Origin of the sequence: Hamadaea flava (genome assembly GCF_024172085.1) — a bacterium.
GTDB classification, from domain to species: Bacteria; Actinomycetota; Actinomycetes; order Mycobacteriales; family Micromonosporaceae; genus Hamadaea; species Hamadaea flava.
Window position 1 is genome coordinate 3,451,015 of sequence record NZ_JAMZDZ010000001.1, and the last position, 19,167, is coordinate 3,470,181.

Here is a 19,167-nt window from a genome sequence, read left to right on the forward strand (position 1 = left end):
GCTCGCTCACCGGGTCCAGACCTTGTCCGCCTGACCCTCGACGACACCGGCGACCGTCTCCGGGGCCCGCGTATTGGCGTCGTGCCCCTGGCCGGGCATCGTCACCAGCTCGGCGGCGGGGATGACGCTCTGGAGAGCCTTCAGGCGCTGGATCAGATGCGCCGGACTGCGATCACCGCCGAGCAGCACGATCGGCACGGCGATCCCCGCGTACGCGTCCAGGCGTACGCCGAGGTTCTCGATGGCGGCGGCGTCGTCCACCTGATGCGGGGCCAGCGCCCGGAATCGCGGCGAGAACGCGACGAACATCGCGATGAGGCCGGCGATCCAGCCCGGCAAGGCCACGATGTCCCGGGTGAAGATCTTCATGGCGGTCCCCGGCCGACCGGCGGCGATCTCCGCCTGCGCATGCGCCACGGCCGCGGTCCACTCGCCGACACGCAGATGGACCGGTGGTTCGTAGAGCACCGCTCCGCTGAAGGACGCCGTCGACCGGACCAGGGCTTCCAGCGCCACGACGGCACCGGACGAATGCCCGACCAGCAGCACCGGTTCGTCGAAGCTCTGCGCCAACGCCGCCACCTCCGCGGCCTCGTCGGCGATCGAGCAGGGCAGCCGATCCGCGAGATCCAGGCGGTACTGGCGGCGGTGGATCCGGACGACTCGGAACCGTGCGGTCAACCGGGCCGCCACCTTGCCCCACGACGCGCCGTCGTCGAGCCCGGGATGCACGACCAGGATCACCTGACCTTGGCCTTCGTCGACGACCTGCACCTTGTCATCCGGCATGGCGACCCCTCCCTTAGCAGCGCTAAGGAGAGATTAGCACTGCTAAGTTGGAGCGCAATGGCTGCTTCGAACCGCCCGGGCCTGACCCGGCAGACCCTGATCGACACCGCGCTGCGCCTGCTGAACGAGGTGGGCCTGGACGGGCTGACTGTGCGCCGGCTCGCCACCGAACTCGGCGTCCAGTCCCCCGCGCTCTACTGGCACATCCGCACCAAACAGGAACTTCTCGACGAGATCGCCGACGCGATCGTCCAGGCGCCCGGCATGGGCCCACCCGACCCCGGCGAGTCGTGGCAGGACTGGCTCACCCGCCGAGCGCGCGCCTACCGCCAGTCGCTGCTGGCACACCGAGACGGCGCCCGCATCGTGGCCAACGCGCAGGGCCTCAGCACCCGGACCATCCAGGCGCTGAACGCCGAATTGGGTGGGCTCGTGGCGTACGGGTTCACGCCGGTGCTGGCCCTCCGGACGATCACGGCCGTGACGAACTACGCCACCGGCTTCGTCCTGCGAGAGCAGACCGACCGCCCCCCGCGTACGCCGGACGCCTGGCTGGAAGGGCTGCCCGGACTGCTCTCCGGCGACGCCTCAGCCCCTCTGCTCGTCGCCCTCCGTGACGGCGGAAGTCCGGTCGGCGACGAGGCGTTCGAGTACGGGCTGCGCCTGTTGATCGCGGGCACCTCAGCCACTCTCGCGCCCTGACCTGCGTGTTTCCCTCGTGTTTTCTCAGTAGACATTGGTCAGACGCCGATCTTCGCCATCGACACAAGCAAGATCCGATGGGTATAGTCTGCCCGCCATAGCTCCGTCCGTCCCTTTCAGCGCTCTGAAGCCTCGGGCGGGGCGAATGTCTGATATGGAGGGCACAAAGCTTGAACGGAAAGAGGGTGAAAGCCCGCCTGTTCTCGGCGCTGACGGCGCTGTCGGTCGTGGGTACGGTCGTCGTTCTGACGGACCATCCCGCTGCCGCGGACCCGCCCTGGCCGACCACACCGCCCGCGGCGATCTGCGGTGACACCAGCGTCCTGAACGGGCCGTCCACTCCGCCCACCGGCGCGGTCACCGTCCCGGCCGGGGACAACAGCGCTTTCAACTTCAACCAGCCGGGTGCGACGTTCTGGTTCGCACCCGGTACGCACACCTTCGCCGACGACCTCTACGGCCAGATCAACGCGAAGGCCGGCACGACGTACCTCGGCGGGCCCGGCGCGATCATCGACGGCCGCAACCTCAACCTGTACGCCTTCACGGGCGACGTCGCGAACGTCACCATCAAGTATCTGACCATCAAGAACTTCGGTCGTGGCAACGACAACATGAACGAGGGCGTCGTCAACCACGACTCCGGTACCAACTGGACGATCCAGTACAACACCGTGTCCAACAACGACGGTGCCGCCGTCTTCCTGGGGACCGGCAACGTCGTGTCCTACAACTGCCTGAAGGACAACGGGCAGTACGGCTTCAGCATGTTCAAGATGCCGATCGACGGCGACTCGGCGATCAAGAACATCGTCCTGGACCACAACGAGATCGCCGGCAACAACACCGACGACTGGGAGAGCCAGTTCGAAGGGTGCGGCTGCACGGGCGGCGGCAAGTTCTGGGACGTCAACGGGGCCACCATCACCGACAACTACGTGCACGACAACAAGGGCACGGGGCTGTGGGCGGACACGAACAACATCGACTTCCTGTTCGAGGGCAACCTGATCGACCACAACGACGGCGAAGGCATCTGGTACGAGATCAGCTACAACGCCACGATGCGCAACAACACCCTGACGCGTAACGCTTGGGTGAGCGGTAACAACAACCTGGGCTCGCCCGGACCGGCGATCTACCTGTCCGAGTCGGGCGGCGACGCCCGCCTGGCCAGCACCGTGAGTGGCGCCGCCGCGATTCGCATCTACGACAACCTGATCCAGGACAACTTCTCCGGCGTCTCGATCTACGAGAACGCCAACCGCTTCTGCGACTCGAACGGCAACACGAGCAAGGGGTACTGCACGCCGTTCGTCTCCCCGACGCTCATCCCCGAGCCGCACGACTACGAGTACCCCAACCCGATCAGCGCCACGCACCCCTGCTACACCAGCATCGCGAGCGCGCCGTACCTGACCGACTGCCGCTGGCACTCCGCCAACATCGAGGTACGCAACAACGAGTTCCGCTTCGACAGCACGGTCGTCCCCTGCGCCGGCACCTACTGCGGCGTACAGGCGCTCTATGCCACGGGCGCCGACAACATGTCGTGGTCGCCGTACACCGTGGCCGGTGTGCAGAACGCCGTGATGTTCACCAACAACAACCACTTCCACGACAACCAGTACTTCGGGAACTGGCGGTTCGCGAAGGGCTACGGCGAGACCATCGGCTACTCCGCGTGGCGGGCCGCGCCGTACAACCAGGAGGCCAACAGCACGTTCGACGGCGACGAAGGCGGTACGCCGTCCACCCCGTCGACGAGCGACCTGGACGCGGACACCGCGACCCTGGAAGGCTCCATCGGCCAGTGGCAGGACTGGTACTCGGCGGCGACCTCGCGGTCCACCGACGCGGCGCACAGCGGGACCTCCGGTCTGCGCGTCGGCGTGACCGGCGGCAGCGGTTGGGGCGTGCAGACCGGCAACTGGCCGGGCTTCACCACGACGGCGGGCACGAAGAAGATCAGCCTGTGGGGCAAGCTCGGCTCGGGCACGAACCTGCAGCCGAAGCTGACGGTCAAGTGGCTGGACGGCAGCTCGGCCGTGCTGCAGACCGATCAGGTGACGCTGCCCGTGCTCACCGCCACCTGGCAGGCGGCCACCGCGCTGGTCGAGGCTCCGGCAGGATCCGCCACCGCGTTGGTGTCGTTGACCGGCAACGGAAGCACCGGGGATTACATGTACCTGGACGACTTCGTGGTCGGCGACGCGCCCAACCTCCTCGACGCCGACACCGCCGGAGCGGGGTCGACGGTCGGCAAGTGGCAGTCCTGGTACTCCGCCACGGTGGCTGCCTCGACGCAGCAGGCCCACGCGGGCACGAGCAGCCTGTGCGTCACGGTCACCGATCCGTGGGGCTGGGCGCTTCAGCTGTCCAACTGGCCCGGCTTCACCGCCGGCGCGGGCGCCAAGCGGGTCAGCTACTGGGGCAAGCAGGGCACCGGCGCGATCTCGAGCGTCACCCTCCGGGTCAAGTGGCTCGACGCGAGTCAGACGCTCCTGGGGACCGACCTCGTGCCGCTGAACGCCTTGAGCACCAGCTGGCAGAAGGCTACCGCCGACGTCACCGCGCCCGCCGGCACCGCGAACGTCGCAGTCGAGGTCTACAGCAGTTCAGGCGTCGCGAACGACAGCCTGTACCTCGACCAGGTGCTGATCACCGACGCCGGGTGAGCAGGCGACCGGTTCTCGGCCCGCTCTCTGAGCAGCCGAGGACCGGTCTCTCAGGAACGCCTAGACCCGTTCGGTAGCGCTGCGCTCGACGCAGAAGAGGTTGCCCTCCGGGTCGGCCAGGGTCACCCAGCCCGTGCCGTCGGGCTTGCGGTGATCCTCGAACTCCGTCGCGCCGATCTTCTTCAGCCGCTCGACCTCGTCGTCCCGAGTCCCGACGGTGGGCATGACGTCGAGATGAATGCGGCGACCGGCTCTCGCTTCGCCGACCTTCTCCACCGGAACACGCGAGAACAACACCCCCGGGCCCTCACCGTCGGGCGCGACGAGCAGCGCCTGGTCGGCACCGGGCTCGTCGGAGGGATGCCGTGGGTAGCCGGTGACCTCGCTCCAGAACCCGGCCAGCGTGTAGGGGTCCGCGCAGTCCACGGTGATATGCCGAATCAAGGCAGTCACGGGCCAGATGATATTCCCTCAGCGGCACCGAGAACAGCGCTGGGAACCGCGACGGTGACCTCCAGGCCGCCACCCGGCAGCGCGACAGCGTGGACACTGCCGCCGTGGGCATGGCAGACGGCCCGGACGATGGACAGGCCGAGGCCGGATCCCCGGGCGCCCGTACGCTCCCGCCCACCCCGGCGGAACGGCTCGAACAGGCCCTCGACGTCGGCCTGGTCGACCTCGAAGCCGGTGTTGCCGACGATGAGCTGGCTGGTCCCCCCGCCGCTGCCGGTACGCACCCAGATCCGCCCGTCGCGGTGGTTGTAGCGGCAGGCGTTCTCGATGAGGTTGCCCGCCAGGCGTTCCAGCAGGCTCGGGTCGCCGACGACGGGCGCGGGCGCCAGATCGAGGGCGACGTCGAGGTCAAGCCGCCGGATCTCCCGGGACATCGCGTCCAGCGCCCCCGGTACGCCGTCCGCCAGATCGGCCGCCTGTTTGCGGGCCAGGGCGGTCTGCGCCTCCGACCGGGCCAGCACGAGAAGCGCGTCGACCAAGGCGTTCGCCCGTTCGGAGGCGTCCTTGACGACCGTGCCCATCCGGCGCAGCTCGGCCAGATCTGCCTTCGGGTCCGACAGCGTCACGTCGATCTCAGTCTTCATCACGGCGAGCGGCGTACGCAGTTCGTGGGAGGCGTTGGCGACGAAACGCCGCTGCGAGTCGAAGGCGACCTTCAACCGGTCGAGCATGGCGTCGAAGGTTCCGGCGAGTTCGGCCACCTCGTCGTCGGCGCCCTCGTACCGGATGCGCTGGTCGAGGTTCTGCCCGCCGAGGCGGCGTGCGGTCGCGGTGACCTGCTGGAGGGGACGCAGCGCGCGGCCGACGACGGCGTACCCGCCGACGACGCCCACGACGCTGATCGCGACGAGGGCCAGCAGGCCCTTCTCCAGCAGTTCCGCGCCGACGTCGCGGCGCAGCTGCCGTTCCCACTCCTCGACCGGCAGCTGGCGGCCGTCGGCCAGCACGACCTGGGATGACGGATCGAGGTGCTCGGCCGGTTGGAGCGCCTCGCTGGCCAGCAGGAAGGCGAGCGCGATGAGCAGCGCGCCCGCGCCGACCAGGAGCAGCCCGTTGAGCAGGGTCAGCCGCAGGCGCAGGGTCGGCCGCGGAAGGCGGCGTCTCACGACTGGTCCGCGGGTTCGGCCGTGATCCGATAGCCCGCGCCGACGAGCGTCTCGATCAGCGGCGGGTCCCCGAGCTTGCGTCGCAGCGTACGCATGGTGACCCGGACGATCGTGGTGAACGGGTCGGCGTTGGCGTCCCAGACACGTTCGAGGAGTTCCTCGGTGCTGACGACCGCGCCGTCCGCCCGCAGCAGCGCCTCCAGCAGCCCGAACTCCTTGTTCGTCAGGTCGAGCTGCTGACCGGCCCGGGTCGCGATGCGCTTGGCCGGATCGAGGGTGACATCGGCCACATGCAAGATCGGCGGCGTGACCGGGGTGGCCCGCCGGCCGAGCGCCTGCACCCGGGCGACGAGTTCGCTGAAGTCGAACGGCTTCGGCAGGTAGTCGTCCGCACCCAGGCTGAGGCCCTCGACGCGGTCGGCCACCGTGCCGCTCGCGGTCAGCATCAGCACACGGGTCAGTGCCCCCGACGCCACCAGGTCCGCGCAGATCTGGTCGCCGTGCACGCCCGGCAGGTCCCGGTCCAGCACGACCACGTCGTACCGCGTGACGAAGGCGGCCTCGTGGCCCGCGTCGCCGTCGTAGGCCACGTCCACCGCCATGCCGTGCCGGCGCAGGCCCCGCGCGATGGCGTCGGCCAGGTGCTGCTCGTCCTCAATCACGAGTACGCGCATAGCCCGAATCCTCCCCGGTTCGTGCCACTCCAGCCGTGACACCGACTGGTACGTCTTCACCGAGGATGATCCGGTCGAGAAAATTCTTAACCGGCGAGCTATTGCGGCTAGACCGGTCGTCCGCCACGCTGTCGGACGACGAGCCTTCGCATCCCCCCTGCTCGAAGGAGTTCCTCAATGAAGAGACGCAGTGTACTTCGTGCGGCAGCCGTAACCGCTGCCGCGAGCGTCCCGGCTATGCTGGCCGCCCCCGCGCAGGCCGGAGACAAGGTGAAAGACCAGCCCTATCCCAACCAGGACATCGTGTTCCGTCGCTGGGCGTCCGACGCCGACTACGCCACAGGCACGTTCAACGGCACCGCCGCCAGTGGCGGCCGACTGACGTTCGCCACGGCGGCCGGGCAGACGGCGTACACAGATGCCGTGACTGGGGCGACGCGGAACTATGACTTCGCGACGTGGACCTCGGCGTTCGTGGCCCCGGGTTTCACCGCCCAGGAGCTGATCGCGTCGTGGACCGCGACCACCCCGGGCGGCAGCTGGGTCCAGATCGAGGTACGCGGCGTGACCACGCTGGGCAACACCACCAAGTGGTACGTCCTGGGCCGCTGGGCCGCCGACAACGTGGACTTCCACCGGACCTCGGTGACCGGCCAGGGCGACACCGACGGGACGGTCTACACGGACACCTTCTCGGCCGCCGCCGGGCATGAGCTGTCGAGCTGGCAGCTGCGGGTGACCCTGCTCCGCCTGGCCGGCAGCACCGACGCCCCCACGCTGACCAGCTTCGGCGCCATGGCGTCGCACCTGCCCGCAGTGCCGAAGAAGTGGACCGTGTCGACGCCGAAGGCCGCGCAGGGCGTGCTGCTGACGGTTCCGGGCTTCTCCCAGAGCATCCACTCCGGGCAATACCCCGAGTACGACAACGGCGGCCAGGCGTGGTGCAGCCCGACGTCGGTATCGATGATCATGGGGTTCTGGAACAGCCTGCCCCCGGCCGCCGACTACGCCTGGGTGGATCCGTCCTATCAGGACCCCTGGGTGGACCACGCCGCCCGGGGCACCTACGACTACGCCTACTCCGGCTGCGGCAACTGGCCCTTCAACCCCGCGTACGCCGGCCGCTACGGGCTCACCGGGTTCATCACCCGGCTGCGCTCGCTCAACGAGGCCGAGTTGTTCATCGCGGCGGGCCTGCCGCTGGTCACCTCCCTGTCGTTCAAGAAAGGCCAGATCCCCGGCCTGACCTACGGCACCGACGGCCACCTCATGGTGCTGTCCGGCTTCACCGCCTCGGGCGACCCCATCGTCAACGACCCGGCGTCACCGAGCGACGACGTCGTGGTCAAGTCGGTGGGCCGGGCCGAGTGGGAGGCCGCCTGGCAGACCTCCTCGCGCGGCGTCGTCTACGTGATCACCCCGCCCGGTCGGGCGCTGCCGACGCCCCCCGCCCAACCCAACTGGTAACCCCTCCCCACCCTCACCCCCGCCGTTCGCGGAGTTGATCAGGGCGCAACGGAGTTGATCAGGGCGCTACGGACGCGACACGCCGCGCGATCATGAACCTTCGGTCATGATCGCGCGGCCAGCACGCTCAGGGCGAACGGGGGTTGACCGGCGACTCCGCTGAAGCAGACGAGGCGCGTACCGCCGGCGACACAGCGGTCGACCGGCGCGGTCAGGTTCGTTCGGGCGCGTACGGCGGGTTGGGCGGCGGCCAGGTCGACCGTCCCCAGCCACGCCCGTCCGGCCGATCCGGGCAGGTAGGCGGCGGTGCGGCCGAGGACCGTTCCGGCGATGTGCCAGCGGCCGAGCCGGGCCACGACGATTCCCGTACGGGGGTCGAGGGCCACGTTCTGTTCTCGGCCCAGCGAGTCGCTGAGCCGCCCGATCAGCAGGTCGTCGGTCTCGTCGGTGACGGTGAACCGCACGGCCGCCCACACCAGCCGGCCGGTCCGCAGGTCGAGGCCGCTGACCCCGCCCCGGTCGGCCGCGCACACCAGACCGCCGCAGGGAAAGAAGGCGCGCACGGGGCTGCCCACCATCTCCTGCGTCCACAAGGGAACCATCCGCTCGCCGTCCGGGCGCCAGAACGTGACGCTGTAGTCTCCCTGCTCTCCGCGTACCGTCTGAAGAAGGCCGTCGATCACGCTGACCGCACGCTCGCCTGCGGCCTGGGGCAGCGCGGAGCGCGCGACCACCCGCCGGCCATGGGAGTAGACGGGCAGCGCGTCGGGCCACGCCTCGACCAGCTGCCCGGTCCGCGCTTCCACGACCTCGATCTGACTTGTACGCCCACCGGCGCGGCCGACCAGCGCGACGCGGCCGGCGGCCGGATCGGTCGCGTAGACCGCCACCCCGGGGCGGCGCCAGAGCAGCGCGCCGGTGTCGAGCGAGACCGCCGCGACCTCCACCGTCTCGGACAGTACGCCGAGCGCGACGTCCCCGACGATGTGCACGTCGTCGACCACGCCCGCCAGCGGCTGGAGGACGATCGGCAAGGCGGCCGCCGTGGCCGGTACGGACGCCTGGGGCAGCAGCAACACCGCGATCGCGATCAACCCCGCGAGGATCTCCCGGCGCCGCTGCCGCCAACCGGGCCGGCGCGGTTCCCACTCGGGCTCGTCGCGTCCGGTCTCGCCCAGATCGATCAGCGTCACGCCAGACCTCCCACCTCCGCCAGCAGTCCGTCTAGATCGGACAGCCGCACTGAGACGGCGTCGACCACGGCCGACCCGTCGCAGTAGAGCCAGTTCCCGATCAAGATACAGGCGTTGGCGCGCCCGCCGAGGGGCATGAGCGGGCGAACCTGGTTCGCGGTCCGCACGACGCCCAGCCACATCTGCGAATCCCCGGACAGGCTGGGGTCAAGCCGGACGAGCTGGCGGCCGCGGTACTCCCCGATCGGCTCCCAGCGGCCGACCGTCACCTCGTCCGGTGGCACCACCGTTGCCGGCGCGGCAGCCCCGGTGGCGGGGTCGAGCCGGCCGCCCGGCTCGCACAGCCAATCCCCGCACGGGTGCAGGAAGAACTCAGTGCGGCCGAAATCCTTGTGCCACAACGGTTCCGCTGCGCCACGGCGGTAAACGCGCACCTGTGCGCCGGTCGCGGAGGTCTCCTGGAGGACGACGACATCCCGCCAGGCGAAGACGAGGCCGTCCGCCGCCCGGCGTACGCGCCACACCATGGTGACCACGCCGGTCCGGGTGGTGATCACCTCGACCGTGCCGTCCGGCCAGAGGACGACCATTTCCTTCCCACCCGCGTCGTCGACCACGACCACTTGGGCGGCGGACGGCAGCTCGACCCGCCACACCAGGCGCCCGGTGGCGATGTCGACCCCCGTCAGCGCGCCGGTCTGTGCGCGCAGCACCACCAGGTCGGCCGCGCCGTAGACCGGCTCCTCCTCCCGATCCCACAACGCTTCGCCGGTACGCACATCGACCGCGACGACGGACTCGCGATACATGCTCGTCTCCTCGTCGAGCACCGTCCGCATCCCGCCCGCGAGCACGGCGACGTTCCCCGCGCTCGCGGCCACCCGGATCGGCCCGACGTTGCCGATGCTCAGCCGCCACTTCTCGCCCGACCCGTCCAACCCCGAAGCGATCATGGTCTGGCCGTCCGGGGTGGCGTTGAGGACGAAGTCCTCTGTCGCGAAACGCCACGGAGACTCGACGAACCGGCCTACCCGATGCACCTCCGGCAGCGGCTCCACCACGGGCGCGGTCCCCGCCACCGCCGCTGCGAGCGCCACCAGCAACGCTGCCAGCGCGGCCCGCCTGGCCCTCGCCATAGTGCCCGCAGCCAGCAGCTTTCGCAGCAGCTGCTGGAGCGGAGGCGGCCGGCCGGGGTCGTAGCGGCTCGGCTCACCGAGGTCGATCAGCGTCACGCCATAGGAACGCGTCCGCCCCGCCACCCGGTTGCTCCGTCAGCATCGGGCATTCGGCTTTCTACGCCCCGCGTGTGCGATCTTGAAGAGTTGCCGTCGCTCTGGCGACATGAACCGTTCAAGATCACATCGGCGCGAGCGCCTCCGAGCGGTCAGGCTTTGGCGGTGACTCCGGCGTACCAGGCGGCGACCTTGGTCGCGATCTCCGGCGCGGTGAGGCCCAGCTCGGCGAGGATCTCGTTCCGGGTGCCGTGCGGAATCCAGCGCGCTTCGACGCCCAGGTCGCGGACCGGGACGTCGACCTCGTGGTCGCGCAGCAGCTTGCTGACCGCGTCGCCGACGCCGCCGTCGCGTACGCCGTCTTCGACGGTCACGACGAGGCGGTGCCCCCGGCCGAGGTCGACGAGCTCGGCCGGGGCCGGGCGGACCCAGCGCGGGTCGACGACGGTGACGCCGATGCCCTGCTCGCTGAGCAGGGAGGCGATGGCGACCCCGGTATGCGCGAACGAGCCGACCCCGATGAGCAGGACGTCCTTGCGGTCGGCCTCGGAGAGGACGTCGACCGTGCCGACTCGGCGCAGCGCGGGCAGAGCGGCCGGGACGGAGCCGGTCGGGAAGCGGACGATCGTCGGGCCGTCGTCGATCGCGACCGCCTCGCGCAGTTCCTCGCGGAGCGTGGCCGCGTCGCGGGGGGCGGCGATGCGCAGGCCCGGGACGACGCCGAAGACCGACATGTCCCAGATGCCGTAGTGGCTCGGCCCATCCGGACCGGTGATCCCGGCCCGGTCGAGGACGAAGGTCACCGGCAGCTTGTGCAGCGCGACGTCGAGCAGGACCTGGTCGAACGCGCGGTTGAGGAAGGTGGCGTACACCGCCACGATGGGGTGCAGGCCGGCCAGGGCGAGGCCCGCCGCCGACGTGGTCGCGTGCTGCTCGGCGATGCCGACGTCGTACGCCCGCTCGGGGTACTTCGCGGCGAGCCGGTCGATGCCGGTGGACTCGGGCATCGCGGCGGTGATGCCGACGATGTCGGAGCGCTCGGACGCGATCTCGACGAGTTCCTCGCCGAAGACGTGGGTCCATTTCAGGCTGGGCGCCGCCAGCGACTTGCCCGTCAGCGGGTCGAACGCGCCCGGGGCGTGGAAGTTGTCGGCCTCGTCGTCGAGGGCGGGCTGGTAGCCGTTGCCCTTGCGGGTGACCGCGTGGACGATGATCGGGCCGTTGAACTTCTTCGCCCGCTCCAGGGCGCTCTCGACGGCGGCCTGGTCGTGGCCGTCGACCGGCCCGATGTACTTGATGCCGAGGTCCTCGAACATCGCCTGCGGGGCGACGGCGTCCTTGATGCCCTTCTTGATCGCGTGCAGCGCCTCGTAGAGCGGGCGGCCGACCAGCGGCGTCCGCTCCAGCGAGTCCTTGACCAGGTCGAGCACCTTCTCGTAGCCCGGGTTGAGGCGCAGGGTGGCGAGGTGGTCGGCGAGCCCGCCGATGGTCGGCGCGTAGGAGCGGCCGTTGTCGTTGACGACGATGATCACGGGGTTCTTGGCGTGCGCGATATTGTTCAGCGCTTCCCAGCACATGCCACCGGTGAGAGCACCGTCACCGACGACCGCCACTACGTGACGGTCCTCACCGTGGAGGGTGAACGCCTTCGCGAGCCCGTCGGCGTAACTGAGAGCAGTGGAGGCGTGACAGTTCTCCACCAGGTCGTGCTCGCTCTCGGCCTGGCTCGGGTAGCCGGTCAGACCGCCACGCTGCTTGAGGCGGTCGAAGCCGTCCTGCCGCCCGGTGACCATCTTGTGCACGTATGACTGGTGGCCGGTGTCGAAGACGAACTTGTCCCGGGGGGAGTCGAAGACCCGGTGCAGGGCCAGCGTCAGCTCCACGACGCCCAGATTGGGGCCCAGGTGGCCGCCGGTCTTGGCGACCTTGGTGATCAGGAAGTCCCGAATCTCCTCGCTGAGCAGGGACAGCTCCTCGTAGCTCATCCCCTTCAGGTCCGCAGGCGAGGTGATGGTGCTGAGGATGTCACTGCTCATGGAGCAGAAGTCTATCGGAGCATCCCAGAGAGCAGGACGTTAGACGTGGTTGCGGTTCGACACATGATCGCTACGTGAGCGCTACTTGAGCGCCCCCGCCATCAACCCCCGCATGAAGAAACGACCCAGAAGGGCGTACACCAGAAGTGTCGGAATGCTGGCGAGCAGCGCGCTGGCCATCGCCTGGTTGAACGGCACCGTCTGGCCGCCCGCGATGTTGTTCAGGGCGACCGTGATCGGCCAGTACTCCGTCCGGGTGAGGATCAAGCCGAACAGGAAGTCGTTCCAGGCCGAGGTGAACTGCCAGATCATCGAGACCGCGAAGGCGGGCGGGGCGATCGGCAGCGCGATGAAGAAGAAGGTACGCAGCATGCCCGCGCCGTCCACCTGGGCGGCGTCGATCAACTCGTCGGGGAGGCCGGAGAAGTAGCTCCGGAAGATCAGCGTGGTGATCGGCAGGCCGTAGATGATGTGCACCAGGATCAGCCCGTCCAGCCCGCCCCACAGGCCGACGTCCTTGAGCACCTGGAACATCGGGATGATGATCGCCTGGTACGGGATGAACATGCCGAACAGAATGATCGGGAAGACGATGTCGGCGCCCGGGAATCGCCACTTGGCCAGCACGAACCCGTTCATCGCGCCGAGCAGCGAGGAGATCAGGCTGGCCGGGACGGTCAGGATGAGGCTGTTGCGGAAGCCCGGCAGCAACTGCGGCCAGACCGTCTTGAACGAGTCGAGCGACAGTCCGTCCGGCAGACCCCACATCTTCACGACGTCGACGTGCGCGGGGTCCTTCAGCGCCGTCACCAGGAGGGCGTACACGGGCATCAGGAAGAGGCAGGCCAGCGCGAAGAGGATCAGCTGCCGCACGAAGCGGCCCCAGCGGAAGGTTTTGGCGGACCGCTCCGGCGGCGCTTCCTGGGTCTGAGTCCGCGGGGCGGTCGGGGCTTGGGCGGTCATCGGCGCTCCTGCCGCATCGAATACCAGATGTACGGGACGACCACGAGCGCGATGGCGACGAACAACATGGTCGCGATCGACGCCCCGCGGGCGAAGAAGCCGCCGCGGAACGAGGTGAGCCACATGTAGAGCGCCGGCGTCTCGGTACGCGGCCCGCCCGGGTCGATCGCGTAGATCAGGTCGAACGTCTTCAGTGAGATGTGGGCGAGGATGACGACCGCGCTCATCAGCACCGGCAGCAGCAGCGGGCGTACGACGTGCCAGTAGACGCGCAGCTCGCCGGCGCCGTCGACGCGGGCCGCCTCGCGCAGCTCCTCGGGGATGCCGCGCAGCCCGGCGAGGAACAGCGCCATGACGTACCCGGAGAGCGCCCAGCCGGCCGGCAGCGCGATCGAGGCCACGGCGAAGATCGAGTCGCTCTTGTGCCATTCGCTGTGGAGGAAGTCCAGCCCCACGACGTCGAAGAGCTTGTTGATCCCGGTGGTGCTCTCGCCCGAGTCGCTGTTGAGCAGCCAGCGCCAGATGATGCCGGTCGCGATGAACGAGATCGCCATCGGGAAGAGGAACACCGACCGCAGGAAGCCCTCGCCCCAGACGCCCTTGTCCAGCAGGAGGGCCATGAACAGGCCGAGCAGGAGCGAGCCGAGCATGAAGACCAGGGTGAAGATGATCAGGTTGCGGGAGTCGTTGCGGAACGTCTCGTCGGCGAACAGCTCGCGGTAGTTGTCGAGGCCCACGAAGGTGTCGCTGGGGGTCAGGCCCTTCCAGTCGGTGAACGAATAGCGGGCGTTCCAGCCGATGAACCCGTACACGAAGATGCCCAGGACGATCAGCGAGGGCGCGACCAGGATCAGGCCCGGCAGCCACTTGCCGATGCTGCGCCGTGTGCGGCTGCGCACGTCACTTCTCCCCTCGCCGGATCGAGGGCCCGGCCGATCGACCGGGCCCTCGCGAGCAGCGCTTACTTGTTGGCGGCGTACGCGGCCGCGACCGCGCCGGCGAACTTCTTCGAGTCCTTGTCCTGGAAGAAGACGCCGTAGGCCTTCTCGATCTCGGCCTTCCACGCGTTGTTGGCGACGACGCCGTGCACCAGCGACCCGACCACGACGGTGGCCGAGTTCTGCCACTCGCCCAGCGCCCAGCCGAGGTAGTCGGTGTACTTCGACTTGTCGGAGTCCAGCCGGGCCGGCACCGAGCCCTTCTTCGGGTTGAAGAGGTCCTGGCCCTCCTTGGACGCGCACTCCTTCAGCCACGCCTCGGCGTACGCCTTGTGCGGCGCACCCTTGGGCAGCGTGAACGAGTCGGCGAGGAAGTTGTAGACCCCGGCCGAGCCGGGCGAGGCGACCACGTCGTATTCGGTCTTGTACTTCAGCGCCTTGGCGCCCTGGAGGTATCCGGCGGCCCAGTCGCCCATCACGTTGAACGCGGCCGTCCCGGCGACCACCTTGTCGATGGTCGGCTGCCAGTCGTCGGTGCTGACCACGGACAGCGCGAGCAACTGCTTGAACGTGTCGAGCGCGGCGATCACGTCGGCGCCGTTCCAGTCGGTCGAGCCGGTCCAGAGCCCGTTGTACTTGTCCGTGCCCAGCTCGCCGAGCAGGACGTTCTCCATCAGGTGCATCTGCGTCCAGGTGGTGCCGACGCTGAGCAGCTTGACGTTCTTGCCCTTCAGCGTGTTGCCCTGGGCGACCAGCTCGGACCACGTCTTGCCGGGCGCGCTGATGCCCCACTCGGCCAGCTTCTTCGGGTTGAAGAAGAGCAGGTTCGACCGGTGGATGTTGACCGGGACGGCGTAGATCTTGCCGTCGATGGTCAGCTTCTCGGTCAGTCCCTTGGGGAACTTGTCCCGCCAGCTGTTGGCGTCGTAGAGGTAGTCGATCGGCTCCAGCTTGCCGGCCTTGATGTCGCTGGCCGCCTCCTGCCCGGCGTGCAGCTGGTAGCTGTCCGGCGGCTGGTTGGCGAGCAACCGCGAGGTGAGCACCTGACGAGCCTGGGTGCCCGAACCACCGGCCACGGCGGCGTTGATGAACTCGACGCCCGCGTTGTTCTTCTTGAAGTCCTCGATCAGCGCGGCCAGGCCCTCACCCTCGCCCGGTCCGGACCACCAGGAGAAGACCTCGACCTTCTTCTCACCGCCGCCGGAGCCGGAGTCTCCACTGCTGGAGCAGCCGGGGAGGGCGAGCAGTGCGGATGCGCCCAGACCGGCGCCGAGAAGCTGCCTACGGTTGACTTGCATGACACCCTCCATCGGATCACGTCCATGTGAGTCGTTAGGTCGGCCGGCGGGGGTACGCCGGCGAAGGTGTTGCGACGCAACGATGACTCCATTGAGATAGTTCCGTCAATCACTCGCATTACCTCTGTGATCTGATCGCAACAATCGCTCGGGAGAGCGCTCAAACCGGGCTCCAGGCTGGAGTATTGCCAGGTCCGACAACGAAGTTATGCGAATATTTGACAGAACTGGTGGATCCGGGGCACCCTGCTTCCGTGACCCTGCCGGCCCACCTCGGCTCGACCGCCCGCCGTGTCGCCAACGTGCTGCGGTCACGCGGACCGCGTACGCGGGCGGAGCTGATCGGGCTCACCGGGCTGTCCCGCCCGACGGTCTCGGCGGCGCTGGCCGACCTCACGAGCGCCGGGCTGCTGACCGAGGAAGCCGCCCAGACCGGACCGGCGGGAGGTCGCCCGGCCACGGTGTTCCGGCTGGCCCGGGGGGCGGGCCTGGCAGTCGGCGTCGACATCGGACGAAGACACGTCCGGGTCGCCGTGGCCGACCTGGGCCATCACGTCCTCGTCGACTACCCCGCCGTGCTGGACCTCGACGCCGACGACTACCCGGAGTCGGCATTGGACGCCGCGGCCCGCCAGGTCGACGCCGCGCTCGACGCCGTCGGCGCCGACCGGTCCGAAGTGGTCGGCGTCGGCCTCGGCATCTTCGCGCCGTTGACGCGTACCGGGCGGATCGGGTCGCCCGCACTGCTCCCGGCCTGGGCCGACCTGCTGCCCGAGGAGGAGCTGGCCGGCCGTCTCCACCTGCCCGTACGCGTCGACAACGACGCCAACCTCGGCGCGCTCGGCGAATACGTCTGGGGCGCGGGCCAGCAGAGCGCCGACCTCGTCTACGTCAAGGTCGCGACCGGCATAGGGGCCGGGATCGTCCTCGACGGACGGCTCTATCGTGGCTTCTCCGGAACCGCCGGCGAGCTCGGCCACATCACCCTGGACGCGCGCGGCCCCGTCTGCCGCTGCGGCAACCGCGGGTGCGTCGAATTGTCCGCGGGCGGGCGGGCGCTGCTCAGGCACGCCCGCATCACCCACCCGCACTTGGACAGCCTGGTGGAACTCGTCGACCTCGCGACCCTGGGCGACCCGGGCTGCCGCCGCCTGCTCGCCGACGCCGGCCGCCAGCTCGGCTTCGCCCTCGGCGGGCTGCTCAACTTGATCAACCCCGAGCGCATCGTCGTCGGCGGGGAACTCGGCGCCGCCACCGAACTGCTGCTCGATCCGATGCGCGGCGGGCTCGCCGACACCGCCATGGCCGCGGCGGCGGCCGCCGCCGAGGTCGTCCCGGCACAGCTCGGCGCGCGGGCCTCCGCGCTCGGCGGCGTCGCGCTCGCGCTCGGCGTCGACCGCGCCGCCCCGCTCTAGCAACCAGGATCGTTGCGCCAGCCATGCTGCTTCGGTAGACAAATCACGCTCAAACAGCGTGGCTGGCGCAATGATCTGTGAGGCTCTTTGTCAAGCGTTTGTGTGTTGTTGCAGGTGGCGGTAGAGCTGTCGGGCGAGGTAGCGCTTGATGCAGCGGGTGGTAGCGGCGGGGGTTTTGCCTTCGGTGGTGCGGCGTTGGGTGTAGTCGATGGTGGGTTGGTGGTAGCGGCGTCGGTTGCAGGCGATGGTGTGCAGGGCGGCGTTGAGGGTGCGGTCGCCGCCGTGATTGAGGCGCATGCGTTGGTTGCGGCCGCTGCTGGTGGGGATGGGGCTGGTGCCGGCGAGGGCGGCGAAGGCGGCTTCGGAGCGGATGCGGCCGGGGTGGGACCAGGCGAGCAGGATGGTGGCGGCGCTGACGGGTCCGATGCCGGGCTGGTCGAGCAGGGTGGGCATCCAGGCGTGGATCAGTTGGCGTAGTTGGCGCAGGTTGGCGGTGATCGCTTGGTCCAGGGCGCGGATCTGGTGGGCCAGGTCGATGAGCAAGCTGGTGCGGATCGGGTCGGTGTCGGGCAGGTTGTGGGTGAGTAGGTGGTTGATTTGGGTGGTGGTGGTGCGGCCGCGCAGGATGGTGCGCAGGGTTTCGTCGGCGGTCAGGATCAGTGATTTGAGTAGGTTGACGGTGGCGGTGCGGGTGTCGGTGTAGTGGCGGCGGGCTGCCAGCAGGGTGCGGAGGTTTTCGCGGATGCCGTCGGCGCGGGGCTGGGCGGGGGGTTTGTCGTCGGCTAGGACGTTTCGGGCGGCGGCGATGGCGTCGAGGGTGTCGGATTTGCCGCCGCGTCGGCGGCGGGTTGTGGGTGGGGTGGGTGCCTGGACGACTTCGGCGGTGACGGCGAGGAGTGCGCGGGTCAGGCCGACGCCGTGGGCGCGGGTGCCTTCCAGTGCCCAGACCAGCCGCGGGCCGGGGGCGTGCTCGGCGGCCCACCCGATCAGCTGCGTGTAGCCGGCCGGTGTGGCGGGCACGGTGTGCTCGGCTAGGACTGTTCCTACGGGTGAGACCAGGGCGGCGCTGTGGGTGTCGGTGTGGGTGTCGACCCCGATGACGGCGTCTACCCTTTCTGCCAGGATGGGCATGACGGATGCTCCCGAATTCTGTGACGGCGACATTCGTTGTCGGCGTCGGACCCGGGAACAGGCACCTGGCGGCATATCTGTGAGAAGTCACGCGCTAGCACGCGGACAGGCTTCTGATCAGGCCAGCAAGGTGAGGCCGGGACCGGCGCCGGCGATCAACACGGACAGGTCAAGCGACGGGCACGCCCACGGGCGGCCAGATCATTGCTGAGTCACGTGTCGATCACCGGCACCGAACCTAGCGGATCACGAACCCCGGGCCCGATCCCCACAGCTATAGAAGCGTCAGGCGAGGGGTTACTTGAGGATTTCGTATTTGACGCGTACGGCACCCTTGTCGAGGTCGTCGATCACGTCGAAGGCCGCCCGCGACAGGTCGAGGCAGCGGCCGTCGATGTAAGGGCCGCGATCGTTGATCCGCACGATCACCGACTTACCGGTGTCCATACTGGTCACTCGCACGCGCGTGTTGAAGGCGATCGTCTTGCTCGCGGCGGTGAGGGCGTTCGGGTCGAACGTCTCCCCGTTCGCGGTCCCCTGCGGCTCGTCGTAGAACGACGCCCCACAGGTCCCGCTCGACACGACCACTCGCGTCTTGGTCGGGCTGGGTGACGCCTTGCTGGTACGCGTACCGCCGCGCGACGCCGGGGTGGAGTCGGACCGGCTCGGGGTGGCCGACGGGCTGGCCGAGCTGGGCGCCGGAGCGGGGGTGGAGACGGAAGCCGTCGGCGACACCGGGGCCGTGGCCGGCAGTGAGGTCGAGGTCGTCTCGGTCGCTCCGACGTGGGCGATTCCGGCGGCCCCGCCGGCGATGACGGCGGTGGCGGCGACGGCGGTCACTATGGGAGCCAGGTACCGGCGGGTACCCGGCTTGCTGTGATTTGCCAAGGTCCTGACCTTTCGCGGGGGTTCCAGGGCAGGCCATCGAACCTAGTCAGGGGACGGGGTACCCGGTCAAAAGGATCATGCCTATTGGCCCGGGTATGCCCGTTATTCCCGACCGTTCGACCGAGGCGTACAGGGTCCGGACGT

Annotated in this window: 16 protein-coding genes; 4 read left to right on the forward strand and 12 right to left on the reverse strand. The window is 69.1% G+C overall.

Features of this window, described 5'->3' with window-relative positions:
• Nucleotides 1-6: 6 nt before the first annotated feature.
• Nucleotides 7-789 carry an alpha/beta fold hydrolase gene (locus HDA40_RS16100; RefSeq protein ID WP_253756566.1) on the reverse strand — a complete coding sequence of 261 codons (783 nt, stop codon included), beginning with the start codon at nucleotides 787-789 and terminating at the stop codon, nucleotides 7-9.
• Nucleotides 790-846: 57 nt separating this feature from the next.
• Between HDA40_RS16100 and HDA40_RS16105 the strand changes: the two genes are divergently transcribed.
• Both HDA40_RS16105 and HDA40_RS16110 read left to right on the forward strand, forming a co-directional pair.
• Nucleotides 847-1,491: a TetR/AcrR family transcriptional regulator C-terminal domain-containing protein gene (locus HDA40_RS16105; RefSeq protein ID WP_253756568.1), complete on the forward strand. Its 645-nt coding sequence runs from the start codon at nucleotides 847-849 to the stop codon at nucleotides 1,489-1,491.
• A 185-nt stretch (nucleotides 1,492-1,676) separates the two neighbouring features.
• Complete coding sequence (locus HDA40_RS16110) at nucleotides 1,677-4,169, forward strand: right-handed parallel beta-helix repeat-containing protein (protein WP_253756570.1); 2,493 nt, start codon at nucleotides 1,677-1,679, stop codon at nucleotides 4,167-4,169.
• A 60-nt stretch (nucleotides 4,170-4,229) separates the two neighbouring features.
• Here HDA40_RS16110 and HDA40_RS16115 read toward each other — a convergent pair whose 3' ends face one another.
• The 3 genes from HDA40_RS16115 to HDA40_RS16125 are packed head-to-tail and all read right to left on the reverse strand — an operon-like array spanning nucleotide 4,230 to nucleotide 6,462.
• Complete coding sequence (locus tag HDA40_RS16115; RefSeq protein ID WP_253756572.1) at nucleotides 4,230-4,622, reverse strand: VOC family protein; 393 nt, start codon at nucleotides 4,620-4,622, stop codon at nucleotides 4,230-4,232.
• Nucleotides 4,619-5,788 carry a sensor histidine kinase gene (locus tag HDA40_RS16120; RefSeq protein WP_253756574.1) on the reverse strand — a complete coding sequence of 390 codons (1,170 nt, stop codon included), beginning with the start codon at nucleotides 5,786-5,788 and terminating at the stop codon, nucleotides 4,619-4,621. Before HDA40_RS16120 ends, HDA40_RS16115 begins: the two co-directional genes overlap by 4 nt.
• Nucleotides 5,785-6,462 (reverse strand): response regulator transcription factor, encoded by a 678-nt coding sequence (locus HDA40_RS16125; RefSeq protein WP_253756576.1) that lies wholly within the window; start codon nucleotides 6,460-6,462, stop codon nucleotides 5,785-5,787. The genes HDA40_RS16120 and HDA40_RS16125 overlap by 4 nt, the downstream gene beginning before the upstream one ends.
• A gap of 177 nt (nucleotides 6,463-6,639) precedes the next feature.
• Here HDA40_RS16125 and HDA40_RS16130 point away from each other — a divergent pair, with 177 nt between their 5' ends.
• Complete coding sequence (locus tag HDA40_RS16130) at nucleotides 6,640-7,929, forward strand: C39 family peptidase (RefSeq protein ID WP_253756578.1); 1,290 nt, start codon at nucleotides 6,640-6,642, stop codon at nucleotides 7,927-7,929.
• A 104-nt stretch (nucleotides 7,930-8,033) separates the two neighbouring features.
• Here the strand turns inward: HDA40_RS16130 and HDA40_RS16135 are convergent, their stop codons facing one another.
• The 6 genes from HDA40_RS16135 to HDA40_RS16160 form a co-directional block, all read right to left on the reverse strand.
• Nucleotides 8,034-9,122 carry a hypothetical protein gene (locus tag HDA40_RS16135; protein ID WP_253756580.1) on the reverse strand — a complete coding sequence of 363 codons (1,089 nt, stop codon included), beginning with the start codon at nucleotides 9,120-9,122 and terminating at the stop codon, nucleotides 8,034-8,036.
• Nucleotides 9,119-10,381 carry an outer membrane protein assembly factor BamB family protein gene (locus tag HDA40_RS16140; RefSeq protein ID WP_253756582.1) on the reverse strand — a complete coding sequence of 421 codons (1,263 nt, stop codon included), beginning with the start codon at nucleotides 10,379-10,381 and terminating at the stop codon, nucleotides 9,119-9,121. The genes HDA40_RS16135 and HDA40_RS16140 overlap by 4 nt, the downstream gene beginning before the upstream one ends.
• A 125-nt stretch (nucleotides 10,382-10,506) precedes the next feature.
• Nucleotides 10,507-12,390 carry a 1-deoxy-D-xylulose-5-phosphate synthase gene (gene dxs, locus HDA40_RS16145; RefSeq protein WP_253756584.1) on the reverse strand — a complete coding sequence of 628 codons (1,884 nt, stop codon included), beginning with the start codon at nucleotides 12,388-12,390 and terminating at the stop codon, nucleotides 10,507-10,509.
• Nucleotides 12,391-12,471: 81 nt separating this feature from the next.
• A complete protein-coding gene (locus HDA40_RS16150; RefSeq protein WP_253756586.1) occupies nucleotides 12,472-13,353 on the reverse strand; it encodes a carbohydrate ABC transporter permease in 882 nt (293 codons plus the stop codon).
• A complete protein-coding gene (locus HDA40_RS16155; protein ID WP_253756589.1) occupies nucleotides 13,350-14,252 on the reverse strand; it encodes a carbohydrate ABC transporter permease in 903 nt (300 codons plus the stop codon). Before HDA40_RS16155 ends, HDA40_RS16150 begins: the two co-directional genes overlap by 4 nt.
• 62 nt (nucleotides 14,253-14,314) lie before the next feature.
• On the reverse strand, nucleotides 14,315-15,589 hold the full coding sequence (locus tag HDA40_RS16160; protein ID WP_253756591.1) for an ABC transporter substrate-binding protein: 1,275 nt from the start codon (nucleotides 15,587-15,589) through the stop codon (nucleotides 14,315-14,317).
• 254 nt (nucleotides 15,590-15,843) lie between these two features.
• Between HDA40_RS16160 and HDA40_RS16165 the strand changes: the two genes are divergently transcribed.
• Nucleotides 15,844-17,004, forward strand: coding sequence for an ROK family transcriptional regulator (locus tag HDA40_RS16165; RefSeq protein ID WP_253756593.1), 1,161 nt, complete (start codon nucleotides 15,844-15,846; stop codon nucleotides 17,002-17,004).
• A 90-nt stretch (nucleotides 17,005-17,094) separates the two neighbouring features.
• Here the strand turns inward: HDA40_RS16165 and HDA40_RS16170 are convergent, their stop codons facing one another.
• A complete protein-coding gene (locus tag HDA40_RS16170; RefSeq protein WP_253756595.1) occupies nucleotides 17,095-18,135 on the reverse strand; it encodes an IS110 family RNA-guided transposase in 1,041 nt (346 codons plus the stop codon).
• Between the two features lie 297 nt (nucleotides 18,136-18,432).
• The gene (locus HDA40_RS16175; protein WP_253756597.1) at nucleotides 18,433-18,975 is read right to left on the reverse strand and encodes a septal ring lytic transglycosylase RlpA family protein; all 543 of its coding nucleotides are present in this window, start codon (nucleotides 18,973-18,975) and stop codon (nucleotides 18,433-18,435) included.
• Between the last annotated feature and the right edge of the window lie 192 nt (nucleotides 18,976-19,167).